General features: G+C 37.8%; 12 protein-coding genes. All 12 read left to right on the forward strand.

Translation table 11 applies throughout. From position 1 onward, the window contains the following. Nucleotides 1–28: 28 nt before the first annotated feature. The 12 genes from T543_RS03080 to T543_RS03135 all read left to right on the forward strand — a co-directional run bounded on the left by T543_RS03080 (nucleotide 29) and on the right by T543_RS03135 (nucleotide 14,254). Nucleotides 29–1,207, forward strand: a complete 1,179-nt coding sequence (locus T543_RS03080) for a hypothetical protein (protein ID WP_035765605.1) — start codon at nucleotides 29–31, stop codon at nucleotides 1,205–1,207. Nucleotides 1,208–1,225: 18 nt separating this feature from the next. Continuing rightward, complete coding sequence (locus tag T543_RS03085; protein ID WP_035765608.1) at nucleotides 1,226–5,278, forward strand: Ig-like domain-containing protein; 4,053 nt, start codon at nucleotides 1,226–1,228, stop codon at nucleotides 5,276–5,278. Nucleotides 5,279–5,410: 132 nt separating this feature from the next. Continuing rightward, the gene (locus T543_RS03090) at nucleotides 5,411–10,447 is read left to right on the forward strand and encodes an FtsK/SpoIIIE domain-containing protein (RefSeq protein ID WP_035765611.1); all 5,037 of its coding nucleotides are present in this window, start codon (nucleotides 5,411–5,413) and stop codon (nucleotides 10,445–10,447) included. Then, nucleotides 10,444–11,148, forward strand: coding sequence for a LytR/AlgR family response regulator transcription factor (locus T543_RS14990; RefSeq protein WP_051638487.1), 705 nt, complete (start codon nucleotides 10,444–10,446; stop codon nucleotides 11,146–11,148). The genes T543_RS03090 and T543_RS14990 overlap by 4 nt, the downstream gene beginning before the upstream one ends. After that, nucleotides 11,145–11,810 (forward strand): hypothetical protein, encoded by a 666-nt coding sequence (locus tag T543_RS03100; RefSeq protein ID WP_035765613.1) that lies wholly within the window; start codon nucleotides 11,145–11,147, stop codon nucleotides 11,808–11,810. The genes T543_RS14990 and T543_RS03100 overlap by 4 nt, the downstream gene beginning before the upstream one ends. Next, nucleotides 11,797–12,045, forward strand: coding sequence for a hypothetical protein (locus T543_RS03105; protein WP_035765616.1), 249 nt, complete (start codon nucleotides 11,797–11,799; stop codon nucleotides 12,043–12,045). Before T543_RS03100 ends, T543_RS03105 begins: the two co-directional genes overlap by 14 nt. Before the next feature lie 96 nt (nucleotides 12,046–12,141). Continuing rightward, nucleotides 12,142–12,528 carry a hypothetical protein gene (locus tag T543_RS03110; protein ID WP_035765619.1) on the forward strand — a complete coding sequence of 129 codons (387 nt, stop codon included), beginning with the start codon at nucleotides 12,142–12,144 and terminating at the stop codon, nucleotides 12,526–12,528. A 17-nt stretch (nucleotides 12,529–12,545) separates the two neighbouring features. Next, on the forward strand, nucleotides 12,546–12,845 hold the full coding sequence (locus T543_RS03115; RefSeq protein WP_035765621.1) for a WXG100 family type VII secretion target: 300 nt from the start codon (nucleotides 12,546–12,548) through the stop codon (nucleotides 12,843–12,845). 26 nt (nucleotides 12,846–12,871) lie between these two features. Continuing rightward, a complete protein-coding gene (locus T543_RS03120) occupies nucleotides 12,872–13,195 on the forward strand; it encodes a WXG100 family type VII secretion target (RefSeq protein WP_035765623.1) in 324 nt (107 codons plus the stop codon). Nucleotides 13,196–13,218: 23 nt separating this feature from the next. Beyond that, complete coding sequence (locus tag T543_RS03125) at nucleotides 13,219–13,521, forward strand: WXG100 family type VII secretion target (protein WP_035765627.1); 303 nt, start codon at nucleotides 13,219–13,221, stop codon at nucleotides 13,519–13,521. 32 nt (nucleotides 13,522–13,553) lie between these two features. Further along, a complete protein-coding gene (locus T543_RS03130; protein WP_035765631.1) occupies nucleotides 13,554–13,847 on the forward strand; it encodes a WXG100 family type VII secretion target in 294 nt (97 codons plus the stop codon). An 80-nt stretch (nucleotides 13,848–13,927) separates the two neighbouring features. Further along, nucleotides 13,928–14,254 carry a WXG100 family type VII secretion target gene (locus T543_RS03135; protein WP_035765633.1) on the forward strand — a complete coding sequence of 109 codons (327 nt, stop codon included), beginning with the start codon at nucleotides 13,928–13,930 and terminating at the stop codon, nucleotides 14,252–14,254. Nucleotides 14,255–14,336: the final 82 nt, after the last annotated feature.

A 14,336-nucleotide genomic window follows, 5' to 3' on the forward strand; every position in this document is an offset into this window, starting at 1 on the left:
AATTATATGAATAAAACCGGAGGTAGCTATGAAAAAGTTCATTAACATAAATATAAGCATGGTGCTTTTTGCAGCTATGCTGATGACATCAAATATTGATACTAATGCCTTCTATAGAGCTAATGCTGATAAAGAAAATGTCAATATTACAATAGATAAGGATAATAGCGGAAATACAACTTATATAAACAAAGCAAATGGTAAAACTTACACTGAATATGCTGATGGTAGTAAGTCCGGAGACGAAGATTTTGAAATAATAAATCAGGATATACAAAAAAAAGTAACTGTAGAGGAAGGAAGATATGAGGAAATACAAATATCACTTCCCTATGGGCAGACATCTATAAGTAAGCTCAAAGTAAAAAAAGGAAAGGGTGTCGTTTCAGCAAAGATAAGCGGGAAAAAGATAGTAAGAGGAGTACCACCTAAAACATATACTGAGGCAGGCGGAAAAAAATACTACAGAGACAGAATAACCGGTGAAAGAATATACATAACCGGTGAGGCACCATTATTAGATTATGCAGATTACACTATTAGGATATATGGTAAAAAGAAGGGTAATGCAAAGCTTCAGTTCAATATAAATGACATAAATGGCAATGTAGTAGCCAAAAAAAATATAAAAATAAAAGTATCCGACAATGGAAATGCGGTAGTTTCGGCTACATTTGCAGGAAAATCACTCATCTACGACTATTCTAAAAATGCTGATAATAAGAAGTACATTTACTATAATGGCACAACTGATGGTGCCATGTGTACTACAAAAGCAAAAGGAAAATTAAAAATAAAGCTTAATAAAAATTATAGGCTAAAAGGAATATATCTTAAGAAGAGCAATGAGTTTGAAGATGTTTCATATAGTAATACATCACAGTATGCAGGAACTTATGCAAAAAGAAAGAAAACATCTCTTGATTTAAATGGGGATGGTGATTGTAACGACGTAATTGATGGAATTAAGGAAAGTTTAGAAAGTAGCTATCATTATGAAAAAGTAAATAATGGAAAGAAAATCACTTTAAATAAAGTTCCAACCAATTATGAAAATGAAAATTCTGTAAACAAAACAAATGGTGAAATTACAGAATTATATGATGCTCCTAGAACATCTAAGACTGAAATAATAGTAATTTATCAGGAAAAAGAAACAGGTATATATTACACCTGGTCAAAAAGTATATTAAAGAAGATCAAATAATGATTAGAGGGAGAGGACATGAGAAAGAAAAGTAAGGGGATAAGAGCGCTATCTGTATCACTGATTTCAATGATACTATTTTGCAGTTTATTTTCAGGACATGTATATGCTGAAAATGAGGCAGAAAATGTAAAAGAGAATGAAGTGCAGGAAGTTGAAGTAGATGTAGAGGAAACCCAGGTTGATACAGAAAAACAGGAAGAAGTTATTCCTGAGCAGGAAAATGACCAGGCTACTGAAGAAAAAACAGATACAGAAATAACAGATACAGAAATAACCGATAATATAACTCCTAATAACGAAATTGAGTTAATGAATGAAGGATTACCCGGTTCAGAATCTGATAATGAAATTGGTGATGACGACAATGAAAATAAAGATGATTTAGATAATCAGGATGATGATGAAAACGAGAATAAATCTTCGGATGAAAACGATAATCAACAGATAGATGTTCCCGGTGACGAGACACAGCCATCAGAAGAGGAAAATAAGGGAGGAGATTCTGAAAACACTAAAAAGGAAAATACAACAGGTGTGGAAGTAAGCGACCCCATAATAGCAGCTGATTCTGAGACTACTATCGGTGAGGGAGATAAGAAAAAGAAAATAAGTTATAAAAATGGTGGAGAGGTACCTGTTACAATCTCTCTGAAAAATTTTATAGATCAAGATCAAAAAAGTATTGTCAAATGCATTAACTACTATGTTGATAACAAGAGTAACAGAGTGGATGTGAGTAACTCAGAAAGTGAGTATACATATAAGATTTCAGGATTAGGCAACCACTATCTTGAAAAAATAGAGGTTGTTTTTTGGGATGAAGATACCGCTCCGATAGTGGAGAATATTGATAGTATCATCTGTATTTATAATGAAGAGGACGACAACAACAGCATTCAGGCAGGTTTTATGGATCTTGATGGATATGCAGGCGGTTGGTATTCAAAAAAAGCCAATAGTGAGGTTAATCCTCATGTCCATTTTAAGGCTGATACAGTAAGGTACATAAAAGAAATAACAATAAACGAAGTTTATAACGATATTTTGGGCGATAAAAATGTCGGAAAACAGGTTGGAATATATACAAATGATACAGATGTAAGCCTGTCCGAAAAAAACAGTCTTGATATTGATATTGAATTTAACGGAGAGACAGAAGGCTGCAACGAACTTGTTGCTGTAGTAAAATATGCTATTGGCTACGGATATGAAAAAGAGGGCATAATAGCAAGAATCGATAATACAGCTCCGAGTCTTTCAGAGAATGCTTTAAATTTTAGAATAGATAATGAGGATAGCGGATTATATGATGAAGAATCTAATACGCTATATATGAAAGAAGCTCTACAAACAAGCCTGATGATTCCAGGGAATGCTGACATTAATAATAATGTAGAAACCAGTGGAGTTGAAGAAGTTTCAGTAGCAGTAAATGGTGCAACAGGTGAGAAGGAATCACTTATAATACCTGAAGAATCCAGGAATCGCGATTATCCGGTTGATAATACATATACCGCTTCTGAATCTGAGACATCAATTGAGTTTTTAAATGTTACACTTAAAGATGCTGCAGGTAATATAAGTGACCCCATTACCATTAATTATGGAAAAAGCATAGTATTTGATAACGAAAGACCAAGAATTGACTTCAAAAGCGGATATCCGCAGAGCTCATACGATTTGGGCGACGGATCAAGACTGTTTAAGGGAATAGTAAAAGGATCATTTTCTATAGAAGATAAATTTCTTAATGAAAACAGTATAGTATTTAAAAATACTCTTTCAAAGAAAAACCCGAAAATACATTTGTCTGCAAACAGTTCAGAACAGACTAAGATATATGAATATGAACTTGGCGACGAAGGTGCTTATAAGATAAATGCCAGCGCTTCCGATAAAGCGAGCAATTCCAGCAATGAAGACAGTCAGATAATGATTGTAGATAATAGCGCACCTGAAATAAAAGACACATATACTTCAAACGGAAAAAGCTTTGAACCTAAGGGCGAGGATTCGACCTTCAAAAACGGAAATGTAACGATCGATATAAGCATGGATGAGAAATATCCTGCATTTGAAGATTGTAAGCTTGTAGTTGAATATCAGGACGTAAATGGCAATTCTAAAACTGAGACATTAAGCGGATCAGACTGGAGTGGTAGAATGGGAGATTCAGAACACCTCCTTACCTACAGCACTCAGGAAGACGGAAGATATACAATTACAATCTTTGCACAGGATGTACTTGGCAATGTAAGTAAAGTAATTACAAAAGGATTTACCGTAGACTCTACAAAACCCGAACTCACTGTTGAATTTGACAACGATGAGGTAAAGAACGGAAAGTATTATAACGATACAAGAGTAGCAACAATCCAGGTAATTGACTCAAGCTTTTCAGAAGATAAAGTAGAACTTGATGTTGATTCAGAATATGGCACTGTTAAAGAGGGCAAATGGTCTGATAAGGGAAATATCCATACACTTGAGCTTAGCTTCAACCAGGATGGAATATACAGCTTCAAAGTAAAATGTGAAGATAGCGCAGGAAACATATCAGATACATATAAGTCAGATGAGTTTGTGATCGACAAAACAGCACCTGAAATAAATGTAAGCTATGATAATAATGCCGCTCAAAATGAGATTTATTATAACTCAGTAAGAAAAGCATCAATTGACATCAAAGAGCTTTCATTTGATAACGAACTTGTAAAGGTCGGAACCCAGCCTCTTAGTGATGCATCCGAAATACCTACAATTGGAACATTTTCGTCAGATGGTGATGCAAATAGTGCAGAGATGGTATTTGATAAGGATGGTACTTATGGATATACCATCGAATGTACAGACCTTGCAGGTAACACATCAACAATTTATACATCAGATAAATTTATAATTGATACTACAGAACCTGAGATAGCTTTTGAAGGAGTTGAGAACTACTCAGCTAACAACAAGACAGTTGCTCCAGTTATCAGCTTCCTTGAAAAGAATGTAGATAACAATCAGACCGAGATAACCGTAACAGGTGCAAATCACGGACAGGTATCAAGACAGAGCACGATAACACCTTCGGAAGATGGCGAGAAAATAGCATTTGCTGATTTCGAACATGTAAAAGAAAATGATGACCTTTATGTAGTAAATGTAAAAGTCAAAGATCTTGCCGGAAATGAAAAGGAAAATAGGCTTGTGTTCTCTGTAAACAGATTCGGATCAGTTTATGTATTAAATGAGGATGCAAAAAAACTTAACGCAGACTACTTCACAACACAGGCAAAGACAGTAGCTATTTCCGAGATAAATGTAGACGATCTTGTTGAGAAGAACGTTACAATGGCCCGCGATGGTAACTACTCAGACCTCAAAGAAGGAAAGAGTCTTAGCGTAAGCAAAGAAGGTAGTGAAGAGAGTTGGAAGAGATATACATATACCATCAATAAGTCAGCATTTGGAAAAGACGGTATTTATGCTATTGGCGTATCTTCCACGGACAGAGCTACCAATACACAGGACTCACGTTCAAGGGACGCTGCAATTGACTTTGCACTTGATACAACAAAACCCGACATTACAACTCCTGACCTCAAGGATGATGTAGTATACGAGGGAAAAGAGCATAAGGTCAACTTAAATGTTACTGACAACATGGTTGTTAAGGAACTTAAGATATATTCAGACAAAGAGCTTGTTGACAACTATGATGAAGATACTCTTTTAGAGACAGCAGGAACAGTAGCATTCACATTAAAGGGAGATGATAAGAAGCACAACATCCATGTTCTTGCAGAAGATGTTGCAGGTAACACAACAGAAGTCATCTACAGAAATGTCTATGTTGGAACTAAGAAGGCAGAGACAAATACAATTATAGAAGATGAGACTACAGCCACAACAGGTGGAAATGCAGATCAGAATCTTGGCGATGGTACTGACTCAAGCAGCGGAAAGATAAAGAGGCAGATTAAGAATGTTGTTCTCTATTCAGTGATGATCCTTATGATCATGGGACTTGGTGCATGCGCCGGTGTAATGATAATAAGAAAAAATAAAAGTGAACAGTAAAAACTGTTGATCGCAGATGCATCTTATGTAGTGCAATGCAATAATGAGAAATTTAGACTGTCCTTGGGGGTCCACCGTATGTGGATACCCTTAGGAACCATTATGAGGGGGATCATAAAATGGAGAATCTAAATGAGTACTATTCTTACGATTTACAGTCATAACGCGTTCAAACGATTTCTGCTTCCGGCAATAAATAATTCGGATTATTCCATATTATTGTCGGACAGATTGTTTGACATTGATACAAATATCGATCTTCGACTGGAGGTTGCAGACGACAACTGGTATTTTGCAAGCACAGACGATTACGTTATAGAGCACGTTGACAGCAAAGAGGACTGCTATGAGAATCCCATACAGGATGGAACCTCTTCTGATCAAGGTGCTTATAAGCTATTAATAGACGGAAAACATATTATATCGATTATTGCACGAATAACCGATAATTATTTTTCTGAATATGAAATGTATAGTATCAAAGATCTGCCCACTCCAATAGATATAGGCAGAGAAAAAAGCTGCATGATAAGCTATGACTTTGCAGGAAAGAACCTTCTTTCTACAGATCATGCTCTTATATTCAAAAGCGGCGACAAAGTATTATTTAGGGATAATGAGACTGCAAACGGCTCATTTATCAACAACAGCCGTGTATTTGAGGATACAGAGCTTAAATTCGGTGACTGTATAGATATTTTTGGGCTTAGAATAGTATTTTTTGGAGACAAGATTTCCATAAATGTGATTGAGAGCGGAGCTGTCATAAATGAATCAGTGCTTCAAAAGATAGTAGTAGAAGCGCCTCCCATAGAGAAGGTCAACAAACAAAACCTGACAACTCTTTTTCACAGATCTCCCAGAAGAATAGCTCAGATAGATACTGAGCCTGTAAAAATAGATGATCCTCCGGAACCAAGAGATGAGGTAAAAGACAGAGGAATCCTGGCAGCTATAGGTGCAGCCATCGGTATGGCACTGCCTATGCTGATCGGTTGTACGTTTATGCTGTATGCATCCAGGGTATCCGGATTCAACAGAGGTCTTTTCATGTATGTAGGTCTTGTAACTGCGCTTTCTTCTGCAATTATAGGAACCATCAGATCTCTGACAGGCATGAAAAATGCCAAAAAAGAATACGAAGAATATGAACGTTTAAGAAATGAAAGATATGGTGCATATCTAAGTGAGCAGAGAGAAATAATAAAGGAAAAGTACAACAAAAATACAAATGCCATGCACGACAGGTATTACGGCGCTGCATACTGCTGTGCAATGAATGAGGAAAATCCTCTTCTTTGGAGCAGAAATACGAAGCAGCCAGACTTTTTAAATGTAAGACTGGGGCTTGGTAATATTCCTTTCCAGGTAGAGATAGAGATACCGGATAAGAAATTCACCATGATCGACAATGCACTTGTTGATATACCCGGAAATATAAAGAAAGAATTCTCAACGCTAAAAAACGTGCCGGTATGTATAGACCTCATAAAAGAGAAGCTTATCGGTGTTATAGGCGGAAGAAAAGCCCAGGGTGCTGCAGTAGTAGCAAGGGATATTATCGCCCAGATTGCTGCTAACAATTCATACACAGACGTAAAGATAGTTCTTATCTATGATGAAAAAAAGACAGGTCTTGGCAGAACATGGGATTTTGTAAGATGGCTTCCACATGTATGGAATGAGACTAAGTCATTTAGATACGTAGCTTCTAACAAAGAGGAAGCAAGTGACGTATTTTATGAAATAAATAAGCTTCTTAGACAGAGGCAGGAAAATGCTTCTTTTGGCTCAATGAACGAAAATGCAATTCCGAAACCGTATTATGTAATGATACTTGCCAATCCGGAACTTATGGAGGGCGAGCTTATATCCAAGTACATACTTAACCCTGAGCCTGTTTACGGTATGAGCACGATCATCCTTACAGAGAGATACGAGCAGCTTCCCAATGAATGTGAGATGATCGTTCAGAATGATGAAACCTATAACGGAATTTATCATATTTCAGACGACTACGAGCAGAGAACGGAAGTTGAGTTTGATGAGGTATCTACAGAAGATCTCGATACACTTGCATCCAACATCGCCAATGTAGAGGTCCAGGAAATAGAAACCGGTGGTGATATAACAGATTCCATTACATTCTTTGAAATGTATGGAATAAACAAACTCGATGAACTCCACGTATTAAACAGATGGAAGAAGTGCAAAACCTATGAAACAATGAGAGCACTCGTTGGACAAAAATCAGGTGGAGCGCCCTGCTATCTTGATATCCATGAAAAATATCATGGACCTCACGGACTTGTAGCAGGTACTACAGGTTCAGGTAAATCAGAGACATTGCAGACCTACATACTCTCACTCGCTATTAACTTTTCACCAGATGATGTCGGATTCTTCATTATCGACTATAAGGGTGGTGGTATGGCTAACCTATTTACCGACCTTCCTCACATGATCGGACAGATAAGTAACCTGTCAGGAAACCAGGTAAACAGAGCACTTGTTTCAATTCAGAGTGAAAAAGACAGAAGAGAGACTCTCTTTAGAGACTATGGCGTAAAAGACATCAGAGATTATACAAAGCTGTATAAGAACTTTGAGGCAACGGTTCCGCTCCCGCATCTTATCATCGTAATCGATGAGTTTGCAGAAATGAAGATGGAAGAACCTGAATTCATTCAGGAAATCGTATCAGTATCTCGTGTCGGACGAAGCCTTGGTATACACCTTATAATGGCAACGCAGAAACCTGCGGGATCAGTAAGTGAAGATATATGGTCCAACTCCAGATTTAAGCTGTGTCTGCGAGTTCAGAGCAGACAGGATAGTATAGATATGTTAAGAAAGCCTGATGCTGCCTACCTTACAAGATCCGGACGAGCTTATCTTCAGGTCGGAAATGACGAATTGTATGAGCAGTTTCAGTCAGGATTTAGTGGAGCTGTATACTACGAGGATGAAGGTGATTCAAGCCTTGATACAGCCAAAATGCTTGAAGTTACGGGAACTTCTTCAATAGAGGGTAATCATACCCGTATGGCAAGGCAGAGAGAAAAGAAGCTTAAGTGGATAAAGCTTCTGGTTGATGTCATGATGGAAATCTGCAATGAAAAGGGATACGAATTATCTACAATAACCAAAGCCCAGATAGATATCCTCATCGACAAGATGTTTAAGAAGCTTGCGGACATGAATGAGGACTATCCGGTTTCAGACAGAAACAGAGAAAATCTTGGAACACTAATTGAGATAGCACAGACTACAGGTCCTGATGCTGAAAAGATAATCATTAAGGAAGCTGCAATAGGAAGTGCAAAGAAAAAGCTTCCTCAGCAGCCTGAACGAACACAGCTTGAAGCAGTTGTTGCATACCTTAAGGATCTTGCAGAGAAGAATGGCTACAATCATGACTTTAGTCTGTTCCTTCCTTTGCTTCCTAAACGTATTACGCTTAGAGAATTACCGCAGAGAGTATTTAAGTGGGATGAAGAGAGCGTATTTAACGGTACAAGCTGGCCAAAGAGAGAAGAACTAAATATTGAAACAAGCATTGGTTTATATGATGATCCTGAAAACCAGAGACAGGATGTATTTAGCATAAACCTCTCAGAAACAGGTAACATCCTTGTATTTGGTGCTTCGACTACAGGTAAGACAACATTACTACAGACAATAATATATGGATTTGTAAACAGATATTCACCTGCAGAGATAAACATCTATGCCCTTGAGTTTAGTGCAAGAAAGCTCAGCCTTTTCGAGAACATGCCTAATGTGGGCGGTGTTATAAGAGACAGCGATGACAACGATAAGATTGATAAATTCTTTATCATGCTGCATGGAATTTTAAAAGATAGAAAGCTCCTTCAGCAGGCACAGAAAAGGCCGGGACAGATTACAGTAGAAGACCTTCCGAGAATTGTAATATTCATAGACAACTTTGCTGCACTTAACAATAAAACCGGTGATAAATACCATTCATTTATCATGCAGCTTGTAAAAGAAGGCGTAGGTAACGGAATTTTCCTCATTGTTTCAGCTACAGGAACAGGAAGCAGCGAAATACCCAATTCGCTTGCTCAGAACTTTAAAACAACAATCTGCTTAGAGCTCAATAACACCTATGACTACGGAAACTACATGCGAATGACAAGACTCCGCGTATTCCCTGAAAACGGAATCAAGGGAAGAGGTATCGGCTATGTTGACGACAGGATTCTGGAATTCCAGACGGCAATTGCTATTGACGGAGATGATGTCACAGTAGAGGAGAACATAGAGAAGCTCACAATGCAGATGAAAGCTGCCTGGGATGGCGAGTGTGCTATGCCTATTCCTGAGATACCCAAAGAACCTACATGGGATATATTTGAGAAGAACAGCAAGGTTAAGGAAATGATAGCAAGTGACAGGCTCCTTCCTCTTGGATATGACGCAACTCTTGCAGTTCCGTTTGGAATCGACCTCTCAGAGATATATTCTCTTCTTATTGTCGGTGCTAAGAAGAAGGGTAAGACTAATGCACTTAAGATTGCAATGCGTTCTGCTAAGGCAAGAGGCGGAAGAGTTATCATAGTTGACTTTAAGAACCAGTTTACCGCTTTTGCACAGGAGATTGATGCAAGGAGAATAGCAACCGAGCAGGAATGGGCAACATTCCTTACAGATCTCCTTGTCAGCGACGTTGCACCAAGAAACAAGATGAAGGCACAGCTCATAGAAAAAGGAGCGGAGGAAAAAGAAATCTACGAGCATATGAAGGAATACGAGAGTATTTTCATCTTCGTGGACGATCTGCCGTTCTTTATCGACAAGATGATACATCCTGCAGAAGATGTGCCTAAGAACATCCTTCTGAACATGGAGATGATTGCAGATAAGGGTGCCCTTCACAACATTTACTGGTTTGTTACCATCAATAAAGAAGATATTGCTCCTATCAGCTCTTATCCTCTTTACAGAATGTTTACGAGAGATAAGAAGGCAATTCACTTCGGCGGAAATGTACATACAACAACTCTGTCCAACCTAAGCTTTGATAATCAGGATAGAAGAAGTCTGGATATGGCAAAGCCTGTAGGAAGAGGAATGCTTTCAAGCGATATGGAATCAGATGTTAAAGAAATAATAGTGCCAATGATTAAAGGAAACAAAGGATGATTTCAGCACTTCTGTATGATAGAGAAGAAAAGGAATTAAAATACATAGACACTGCTTTTAGAGATGCATTTGCAAAGCACTCTGAGGACACGCTTAAAACCTCAGTATGCTGTGACGAAGAGAAACTAAAAAAAGCTGTAAAAGAAACAGAGATAGTCGACATTAGTTTTTTGGAAGCAGTAGATGAGAGGGGAATAGATATAGCAGGCAAAGTCAGGAAGAAGTATCCTGACACTGCTATGCTCCTTGTTGTGTCGGATACCATGAAACCCACTCAGTATATCAAGCCATCGATAATGGCATCCGCTCTTATTATGAGGCCACTTGATGAGGCGGATACCAAAGAGACTATTACAGAGTTCATTCAGAGCGTGGTAAAAGCGGGCGAGAATGAAGGAGATTACTTATACGTAGATACTTTAGATGGAAAGATACGAATTCCTTTTGACAAAATCATCTATATAGAAGCAAGAGAAAAAAGGATTTTCATAAGACTTTCCAGAGAAGAATACGGAATAAAGGAAACTCTTGAAAATATTCTCGATAAGCTTCCTCCCAGATTTGCGAGGATTCACAGAAGCTTTATTGTAAATAAGGACAAAATAAAGATTTACAATAAAACGTCAAGGATAGCAGAGCTGGAAGGTGGTTTATCAATTCCGGTATCAAGATCGTTTAAGCAGGTGATGGATAACTTATGATGAAAGCAATTTATTTATCGGTAATGGAGATGAAAATTCTCCTATATAGGCGAAAAATACAGGGACTCATTATTTTTGATGAGCTTAATTCAAAGATAGATTCGCAGGAAGAAGTAAAGAAGGCAGTAGAGAAACTCGTGTTTGATAAATACCTTGTTCCCAGCGATGATGCATTTACTTTGAATGACGAGCTAAAAGAAGTATTCGATATATTGGAAAAAGCAAGGTACACCTTCAGGATAAGGGCGATGCAGGATATGGAAAATGCAAGATGCCTTTATATGACAGATAATAAGAGCCTTCTTCTTAATATGGATAACAGAGGAACTTCTCTTATCAGGATAGAAACATTTGAGAATGAAGATGCAATAAGGTTTATCATGGACTCTGATTATATGCCCATAGCTTCGAAAAACGGAAATGATGGATATAACGAGGAAGAGCAATTTGACTTTTCAAAAGCATTTTATGAGAGCGACGCAAGACTTCTTGCAGAGCGCTACAAAAGAGGAGAGTCTAAACCGGATAGAGAGATTCTCGTAAAAGAAGGCGATATCAAAGATATCATATATATAAAGGAAAACGAAAAGATACGATCAGCTTTATATAATGAAGAGAACTTTGAAAAAGCATTTATGGAGGATAACGATGGTACTTGTTGACTTGTATGTACCTGCTCTTGATAAGGATTACAATTTCAGCCTTAATGAAAATATCAGGATTGGATCTCTGATAGCAGAAATAACTGAGATGATAGAGCAGAAGGAACGAACGGCATTTGTAGGAAATGTAGGCGCTTTATCGCTATTTGACAGGGAAAAACAGCTTAAACTTCCTAAGGAAAATACCCTTAAAGAATGCTATGAAAAGAACGGAACAAAGCTGATTTTGATATAAAAATTGCATTTCGTCCTCGATTTCGTGCATTTCGTCGCGATTTTGATAAAAACAAATATTATTGTGTTAATGTATATTCAGCGCAAGGGAGATGAGATGTTTAAAGTAGATTCAGATGTATTAAGAAGATGCTCCACACAACTAAATATTGACGCCGATGCGCTTTCAAATAAGGCAAAAGAGATTGATGCGGTATGTGATGCATTAAGCGCACTTTCCGGGATGGATATCGTTATTGAATCAATACGCATGATAAATGAATGCCTTAGAAAAGAAGTTGGATTTACAGAGAATCTCTCAGAGGCAGCCGAGAGGATAGCACATAAATACGAGCTGACTGAAGAGAGGATAGTCGAAGTGATCGAGAACTCGGGAAGAAATACCGGAGGCGGAAATGTCTCTCTTGGAAATTTTTCCGACAGAAGTAATATGAATAGTTCTGTAAATGAAACACTAAGTGATATTGACAGGTTGATTAAGTAAAAAGCAGAGGTGGAAAAATGGATGTAATTGCAAATGATCTTGCTAAGTTTGAACAGGACATAACTGATTACGATGGTTCCTTTACCAGACTCGACAGGGCTCAGCTTCAGCTTCTTGCTCATATGAATGAGCTGCAGAACATGTGGGAAGGCGAAGCACACGATCAGTTCATGGAAACATTCAGCAAAGATTATCAGAAAGTTGTTAATATGGTTGATTTCTTGAAAGAAGTACTTTCAGATTTGAATTTTGCTGATAAGGAATATACATCTTGTGAAAGCTCCGTTGAAAGTATTATAGAGAGCATGGATGTCTAAAAATAAGATAAGGAGGAAGAGTTGATATGGCTTTTAGCTTAGCACTTGGAGTTACTCCTGAGAGTTTGAAATCAAAATCATCGGATGTAACAGCTGATATAGATGATATGAATAACGAAATACAGATTCTTATTTCAGAAGTTCAGGAAACAAGTCAGTACTGGCTTGGCGATGCAGGTACTGCCGAGAGAACAAAAATGGACGAAAACATAGATGCTTTGAACGCACTTATAACAAGGCTCAGAACTTATCCATCCAGGTTACTCACTATGGCAGGTATATACGAAAATGCAGAAAGCGACAACGTAACAACTGCAGCAGCTACTAAGACAGATATTGTGATGTTTTGATCATATATGAATGGTGGACGAAGATGAAGAGCGAATATGAAATCTACATGGACTTTAACAACGCCATGGATCAGGTTGGAAAACTCAGGAAAATTTCAGGAGAGGTAGTTGGTATCGGAAATGATGATATCGGCGGAACAATTGATAATATCGAAACCAACTGGACTGGCGAAAATTCAGAAGCTTACGTTTCCAAAAGTAAAATTGTAAAAGGAAAGGTAGTAAGCACCGGAGGCGACATCGGTAAAGTCGCAGATACTATTGAAGCTATTGCTACAAGAATCAGAGACGCTGAACTTGAGGCATTAAGAATAGCAGAATCATAAATATTTTTTCATATAATAGGAGGAAATGAAAAATGTCAGAAATTTATGTACAGAGTTCAAACGCACTTGAGCAGGTAATCAACGATCTGCAGGCTAAGAACAACGAATTCCATCAGTATGCAGACAACATCAGAAACGAGCACAAGACTCTTGTTACAAAGTGGGAAGGTGATGCAAGTGATGCATTCGAAGCAAACTTCCAGAAGGAAGAGCCCAACCTTACAAACTTTGAGGATGCTATCAACGAGTATATCGTAGCACTTAAAAAGATCCTTGGTGAGTACGAGCAGGCTGAAACACAGAACGTAAATATTGCTTCTAACTAAGAATCAACAAGTGAAATCATTATATGGGGAACTATATCATAGATAGTGTATAGAGAAAAAAATAAAAGGAGAAAAATAAAATGGCAATTTTAAAGGCATTAAAAGTAACAGACGTAGCTGACCTTCGCACAGAGGCTTCTAATTTTAGATCACATGCATCAGACGTACAGAAGAAGACACAGGAGATGCTTACACTTGTTGAGCAGACAAACAGTGTATGGAGAGGTGATGCAAGAACAAAGTATGCAACACAGTTCCAGGGTCTTCAGGATGATATGACAAGACTTTTCAAAACTTGCGATGAGTACGGCGAAGATCTTGAGAAGATCGCTACAAACTACGAGAATGCAGAAAACGACAACGTACAGGCTGCAAACGCTTTAAAAGCTGATATTGCACTTGTATAATCATAAAACAAACCCAAGAAAAGATTTAGGTTTAAGCAGTGTCTTACGGCACTGCTTTTGCCGCGTTTACCGGAAAGTAACA

Origin of the sequence: Butyrivibrio sp. NC2002 (assembly GCF_000702265.1) — a bacterium.
In the GTDB taxonomy this organism is placed as follows: domain Bacteria; phylum Bacillota; class Clostridia; order Lachnospirales; family Lachnospiraceae; genus Butyrivibrio.

Bases quoted from the DNA above. Each gene is read 5' to 3' on its own strand.
- T543_RS03115 (WP_035765621.1), top strand. From the start codon at position 12,546: ATGGATGTAATTGCAAATGATCTTGCTAAGTTTGAACAGGACATAACT.
- T543_RS03085 (WP_035765608.1), top strand. From the start codon at position 1,226: ATGAGAAAGAAAAGTAAGGGGATAAGAGCGCTATCTGTATCACTGATT.
- T543_RS03130 (WP_035765631.1), top strand. From the start codon at position 13,554: ATGTCAGAAATTTATGTACAGAGTTCAAACGCACTTGAGCAGGTAATC.
- T543_RS03125 (WP_035765627.1), top strand. From the start codon at position 13,219: ATGAAGAGCGAATATGAAATCTACATGGACTTTAACAACGCCATGGAT.
- T543_RS03120 (WP_035765623.1), top strand. From the start codon at position 12,872: ATGGCTTTTAGCTTAGCACTTGGAGTTACTCCTGAGAGTTTGAAATCA.
- T543_RS03110 (WP_035765619.1), top strand. From the start codon at position 12,142: ATGTTTAAAGTAGATTCAGATGTATTAAGAAGATGCTCCACACAACTA.
- T543_RS03090 (WP_035765611.1), top strand. From the start codon at position 5,411: ATGAGTACTATTCTTACGATTTACAGTCATAACGCGTTCAAACGATTT.
- T543_RS14990 (WP_051638487.1), top strand. From the start codon at position 10,444: ATGATTTCAGCACTTCTGTATGATAGAGAAGAAAAGGAATTAAAATAC.
- T543_RS03100 (WP_035765613.1), top strand. From the start codon at position 11,145: ATGATGAAAGCAATTTATTTATCGGTAATGGAGATGAAAATTCTCCTA.
- T543_RS03105 (WP_035765616.1), top strand. From the start codon at position 11,797: ATGGTACTTGTTGACTTGTATGTACCTGCTCTTGATAAGGATTACAAT.
- T543_RS03080 (WP_035765605.1), top strand. From the start codon at position 29: ATGAAAAAGTTCATTAACATAAATATAAGCATGGTGCTTTTTGCAGCT.
- T543_RS03135 (WP_035765633.1), top strand. From the start codon at position 13,928: ATGGCAATTTTAAAGGCATTAAAAGTAACAGACGTAGCTGACCTTCGC.